This is a genomic window from Pseudomonas agronomica (assembly GCF_025917275.1).
Classification (GTDB): Bacteria; Pseudomonadota; Gammaproteobacteria; order Pseudomonadales; family Pseudomonadaceae; genus Aquipseudomonas; species Aquipseudomonas agronomica.
In genome coordinates, this window is the sequence record NZ_JAOSHO010000332.1 from 1 (window position 1) to 5,835 (window position 5,835).

A 5,835-nucleotide genomic window follows, 5' to 3' on the forward strand; every position below is an offset into this window, starting at 1 on the left:
GCAGCTCCTACGAGCGCGCAAGGGCCAAACCATAAGCTGCCGTGAACTGACTGGTGGCGCTTGTAAGAAAAATCCTGAAAGAGTACAAATGTACTCCATGACGACTCTCACTCCCCGCCGTACCGCCATCCTGACCTTCATCCGCGAGCGCATCGCCGAGCAGGGCCAGTCTCCCAGCCTCGCTGAAATCAGCGAGGCGTTTGGTTTTGCCTCTCGCAGCGTGGCGCGCAAGCATGTGCTGGCGTTGACCGAAGCCGGCTTCATCGAGGTCAATCCGCACCAGGCCCGGGGCATTCGGCTGTTGAACCAGCCGCCGCGTCCCGAGTTGCTGGACGTGCCGGTGCTGGGACGGGTGGCCGCCGGGTTGCCGATCGGGGCCGATGCCGAAGTCCACAGCCGTCTGTTGCTGGACCCGGCGATTTTCACCAAGGCGCCGGATTACCTGTTGCGCGTCCAAGGCGATTCGATGATCGAGGACGGCATCCTCGATGGCGATCTGGTGGGCGTACAACGCACGCCCCAGGCCTCCAACGGGCAGATCGTCGTGGCGCGCCTGGACGGTGAAGTGACCATCAAGCGCTTCGAGCGAGTCGGCGAGCGCGTACGCCTGTTGCCCCGCAACCCGGCCTATCAGCCGATCATCGTCGAAGCCGACCAGGACCTGGCGATAGAAGGCGTGTTCTGTGGCCTGGTGAGGCAAGGCTGATGGGCGCCGTCGTTGCGTTGGACACGCTGTTCAATGGCGGCCAGGTCTGGAAGGGCCGGCCTGCGCCACCGGCCGCCAGCCCGCAGCCCACCGGCCATGCGGCGCTGGACGCGGCATTGCCCAGTGGCGGCTGGCCGGAAGCGGCGTTGACGGAAATCCTTATCGGCGCGCCGGGCGTGGGTGAGTTGCAACTGGTGTGGCCGACCCTGGCGCGGTTATCCGCGGCGGGGGAGCGGATCGTGTTGGTGGCGCCGCCGTTCGTGCCCTATCCCCAGGCCTGGCGAAACGCCGGGGTGGACCTGCGCCAGTTGTCGATCATCCAGGCCGATCCACGGGAGGCCTTGTGGGCCACCGAGCAATGCTTGCGTTCGGGCAGTTGCGGCGCGGTGTTGTGCTGGCCGCGCCAGGCGGACGACCGGGCCTTGCGCCGTTTGCAGGTCGCCGCGGAGACCGGCCAGACCCTGGCGTTCGCCTGGCGCTCGATCCAGGAAGCCATCAACCCGTCCCCGGCGGCCTTGCGCATCGCCATCGATGCCCGGCCTGCGCAATTGCGGGTGCTCAAGTCCCGCGGCGGACTGGCCCGTTCGGCGCCGATCGCTTTTCCCACGCTCACAGGGCATTGAGGTTGCGATGCGCTGGGTCTGTATTCTCTTCCCGCAATTGGCGCTGGACGCCGCGCTGCGCCAGCGCCCCGATCCCGACGAGCCCCTGGCGCTGCTGACCGGCCCGGCCCAGCGGCGGGTGCTGCAAGCGGTCAACGGACCGGCCCGCGCCCTGGGCCTGCGCCCCGGCCAGACCATGACCGCCGCCCAGGCCTTGAGCAAAGGGTTCGCCACGGCCGAGTACGACGCGGCGCAAATCCAATACTGGCAACAATTCCTCGCGGCGTGGGCCTACCGCTTCAGTTCCCAGGTCAGTGTTCATTACCCGCGCACGGTGGTGTTCGAGATCGAATCGAGCCTGGGACTGTTCGGGCCGTGGCCGGTGTTCGAGGCGCGGTTGCGAGCCGAACTGACTGAATTGGGCTTTCGCCATCGCATCGTCGCCGCCCCCAACCCCGTGGCGGCGCGGACACTGGCCAATGCCTACGACGCCCTGGTGGTACCCGATAACGAAACCTTGCAAGCGTACCTGGGGCACATGCCAGTGGACCGGGTCGGCCTGGCGCCCGAGGTTGCCACGGCCTTGTCGCGCATGGGCCTGCGCCAGCTCAGCCAAGTCCAGGCCTTGCCCCGGCACACCCTGGCGCGGCGTTTCGAAGCCGACATGCTCAAGCACCTCGACGCGCTGGTGGGCAGCCGTACCCTGGCGCTGTCGTTCTACCTGCCGCCGGATCGTTTCGATGTGCGCATCGAACTCAATTACGACGTGCAATCCCACCAGGCATTGCTGTTTCCGTTGCGCCGATTGACCGGTGATCTGTCGGCTTACTTGTGTGGGCGTGACAGCGGCGTGCAGCGTTTTGATTTGCACCTGGAGCACGCCGGCTTGCCAGACACGGTCATCAAGGTCGGCCTGCTCAGCGCCGAGCGGGATGCTTCGATGCTGTTCGAGCTGGCCCGTGGCCGTCTCGAGCAGGTGCAGGTCGAGGCGCCCGTGCGCGGTTTTCGCTTGTGTGCCGAAGACCTGCCGAGCTTCGTGCCCCAGCGCCTGGAGTTGTTCGATGAACGTCCGCAGCAGTCCTTGCCCTGGGAACAGCTACGCGAGCGGTTGCGGGCGCGCCTCGGCGATGAATCCGTGCAAGGGCTGGGGTTTGGCGACGATCATCGACCCGAATGCGCGTGGCAGATGAAACCCCAGCCGCAACAACCGACCTGTCCACTGCGCGATGACATCCAGCGTCCCGGCTGGCTGCTCGGCGAACCCCAGGTTTTGCCCGAAGGCCAGGCGCGAATCCTCATGGGCCCGGAGCGCATCGAGTCCGGCTGGTGGGACGGGGCTGACGTGCGCCGCGACTACTACCTGATCGAAACCCGCACCGGCCAACGCGGCTGGGCCTATCGACCGGTGGGCGAGGGCGGGTCGTTGTGGCTGCAAGGCTGGTTCGCATGACCATCGAATACGCCGAGCTGCATTGCCTGTCGAACTTCAGTTTCCAGCGCGGTGCCTCCAGCGCCCTGGAACTCTGTCGTCGTGCCAAGCAGCAGGGCTATCGGGCCCTGGCGATCACCGATGAATGCACCCTGGCCGGCATCGTCCGGGCCTGGCAGGCGGCCAAAGAGCTGGAGTTGCAACTGATCGTCGGCAGCGAAATCCAGGTCGAGGACGGACCGAAGCTGGTGCTGCTGGTGGAAAACCTCGAGGGCTACCAGGCCTTGTGCCGACTGATTACCCGCGCCCGGCGCCGTAGTGAGAAGGGCCGATATCGCATCGTCCGGGAAGACTTCGACGAGCCGTTGCCGGGGCTGCTCGCGCTGTGGGTGCCCGATGGCGGGGAGCCCGAGGTGCAAGGGCGCTGGCTCCAGCAGGTGTTCAACGCACGCCTGTGGCTGGCTGTGCAGTTGCATTGCGGGCAGGACGATCGACGGCGGCTGGCGGACTTGCTCGCATTGGCCAAACGCCTGGGCCTCCCGACCGTCGCCACGGGGGATGTGCACATGCATGTGCGGGGGCGCCGCGCCTTGCAAGACACCATGACCGCCATCCGCCACCACGTCACCGTCGCCGAGGCCGGCCTGCGCCTGCACCCCAACGGCGAACGCCATTTGCGCAGCCTTGAGGCTCTGACTGATCTCTATCCTCGCGCCTTACTCGATGAAACCCTGGCAATCGCCCGACGCTGCACGTTCGACCTCGGCCAGCTGCGCTATGAATACCCGCGCGAGCTGGTGCCTGAGGGCCATGATCCGACGTCCTGGTTGCGGGAACTGACCGAGCGCGGCATGCGCGAGCGGTGGAAGGACGGTGTGAAGGAGAAGGTGCGGGCGCAGATCGAAAGCGAGTTGGCACTGATTGCCGAGCTGGGCTACGACAGCTATTTCCTCACCGTGCAGGACATCGTCAGCTTCGCCCGCGGCCGCCACATTCTCTGCCAGGGCCGGGGTTCGGCCGCCAATTCGGCGGTGTGCTACGCCTTGGGCATCACCGAAATCGACCCGGCCCGGACGGACATGCTGTTCGAACGCTTCCTGTCCCGCGAGCGCAATGAGCCGCCGGACATCGACGTCGATTTCGAACACGAGCGTCGCGAAGAAGTCCTGCAGTATGTGTTCCAGCGCTACGGTCGGCATCGCGCGGCATTGACGGCGGTGGTCAGCAGCTACCACGGCGCCGGGGCGGTGCGCGACGTGGCCAAGGCCCTGGGCCTGCCGCCGGACCAGGTCAATGCACTGGCCGATTGCTGTGGGCGCTGGAGCGATGAAGCGCCGCCGCTGGAGCGTTTGCGCGAGGGCGGATTCGACCCTGAAAGCCCGATGCTGCGCCGGGTGCTGAGCCTGACCCAGCAACTGATCGGTTTCCCCCGGCACCTGTCCCAACACCCCGGCGGCTTCGTGATTTCCCAGCAACCCCTGGACACCCTGGTGCCGGTGGAAAACGCCGCGATGGCCGAGCGCACCATCATCCAGTGGGACAAGGATGACCTGGATGCGGTCGGGCTGCTCAAGGTGGACATCCTGGCCCTGGGCATGCTCAGCGCGATCCGCCGTTGTTTCGACCTGGTCGCGCATTACCGGGGCGTGCGGCATACCCTGGCGTCGTTGCCCAAGGACGATCATGCGACATTCGAGATGATCAGCCGCGCCGACACCATCGGCGTGTTCCAGATCGAATCCCGGGCGCAGATGGCGATGCTGCCCCGGCTCAAGCCCAAGGATTACTACGACCTGGTGATCGAGGTGGCGATCGTGCGGCCGGGACCGATCCAGGGCGGGATGGTGCATCCGTACCTGCGGCGGCGCAATGGCGAAGAGGCGATCACCTATCCATCGCCGGAGTTGGAAGAGGTACTGGGCCGGACCCTGGGCATTCCGTTGTTCCAGGAACAGGTGATGCAGATCGCCATTGTCGCGGCGGACTACACGCCAGGCGAAGCGGATCAATTGCGTCGCTCCATGGCCGCCTGGAAACGCCACGGCGGGCTTGAACCACATCGCGAGCGCCTGGCAGAAGGCATGAAGAACAACGGTTATACGCCCGAATTCGCCGCGCAGATCTTCGAACAGATCAAGGGCTTCGGCAATTACGGCTTTCCCGAATCCCACGCCGCCAGTTTCGCCTTGCTGACCTACGCCAGCAGTTGGCTCAAATGCCACGAGCCGGCGGCGTTCGCCTGTGCACTGATCAACAGCTGGCCCATGGGGTTCTACAGCCCGGACCAGATCCTCCAGGACGCCCGCCGGCATCAGTTGCAGATCCGTCCGGTGGACGTGCGGGCCAGTGACTGGGAATGCAGCCTGGAACCGCTGGAAGGCCGGCAGCCGGCGATTCGCATGGGCTTGCGCCTGATCAAGGGGTTTCGTGAGGACGATGCCCGGCGTATCGAGGCGGCACGCAGGCAGCGGGCTTTCAGCGATGTGGCCGACCTGGGCGAGCGGGCGCGACTCGACGCCAGGGCCATGGAGCAATTGGCCGACGCCGATGCCTTGCGCGGCCTGGCCGGCGATCGCCATCGTGCTCGCTGGGAAATCGCTGGCGTGGAAAAACAATTGGGCTTGTTCGCGGGCCTGCCCGGCCAGGAAGAACCCACCGTGGCCTTGCCGACACCCACGGTGGGGGAAACCCTGTTCGCCGACTACGCCACGCTGGGCACTACGTTGGGGCCTCATCCGTTGGCGTTGCTGCGCTCCGAATTGCGCGCCCGGCGCTGCCGCAGCTCGCGGGAATTGCAGGCTGTCGAACATGGCCGCAACGTCAGCGTCGCCGGGCTGGTCACCGGCCGCCAGCGCCCGGGCACGGCCAGCGGCGTGACCTTTGTCACCCTGGAAGACGAATTCGGCAACCTCAACGTGGTGGTCTGGCGCGACTTGGCCGAACGCCAGCGCAAGGTCCTGGTGGGCTCGCAATTGCTCAGGGTGGATGGGCGCTGGGAGAGTGTCGGCGAGGTCCGCCATCTCATCGCCGGACGCCTGAGTGACCTGAGCGAATTGCTGGCGGGCATCCATGTGCGCAGTCGGGATTTCCGCTAGACC

The 5,835-nt window shown here is 66.2% G+C and carries 4 protein-coding genes; all 4 read left to right on the forward strand.

Annotation, left to right across the window (positions count from 1 at the left end; all coding sequences use genetic code 11):
* The first annotated feature begins 88 nt into the window (after nucleotides 1–88).
* From lexA to OC610_RS19825, 4 genes are read left to right on the forward strand one after another with little or no spacing between them, the layout of a single operon-like run.
* Nucleotides 89–706 (forward strand): transcriptional repressor LexA, encoded by a 618-nt coding sequence (lexA, locus tag OC610_RS19810; protein WP_181290665.1) that lies wholly within the window; start codon nucleotides 89–91, stop codon nucleotides 704–706.
* Nucleotides 706–1,329: a translesion DNA synthesis-associated protein ImuA gene (imuA, locus tag OC610_RS19815; RefSeq protein ID WP_181290666.1), complete on the forward strand. Its 624-nt coding sequence runs from the start codon at nucleotides 706–708 to the stop codon at nucleotides 1,327–1,329. Before lexA ends, imuA begins: the two co-directional genes overlap by 1 nt.
* Nucleotides 1,330–1,336: 7 nt before the next feature.
* The gene (locus OC610_RS19820; protein ID WP_264430085.1) at nucleotides 1,337–2,758 is read left to right on the forward strand and encodes a Y-family DNA polymerase; all 1,422 of its coding nucleotides are present in this window, start codon (nucleotides 1,337–1,339) and stop codon (nucleotides 2,756–2,758) included.
* A complete protein-coding gene (locus OC610_RS19825; RefSeq protein WP_264430087.1) occupies nucleotides 2,734–5,832 on the forward strand; it encodes an error-prone DNA polymerase in 3,099 nt (1,032 codons plus the stop codon). Before OC610_RS19820 ends, OC610_RS19825 begins: the two co-directional genes overlap by 25 nt.
* Nucleotides 5,833–5,835 lie beyond the last annotated feature (3 nt).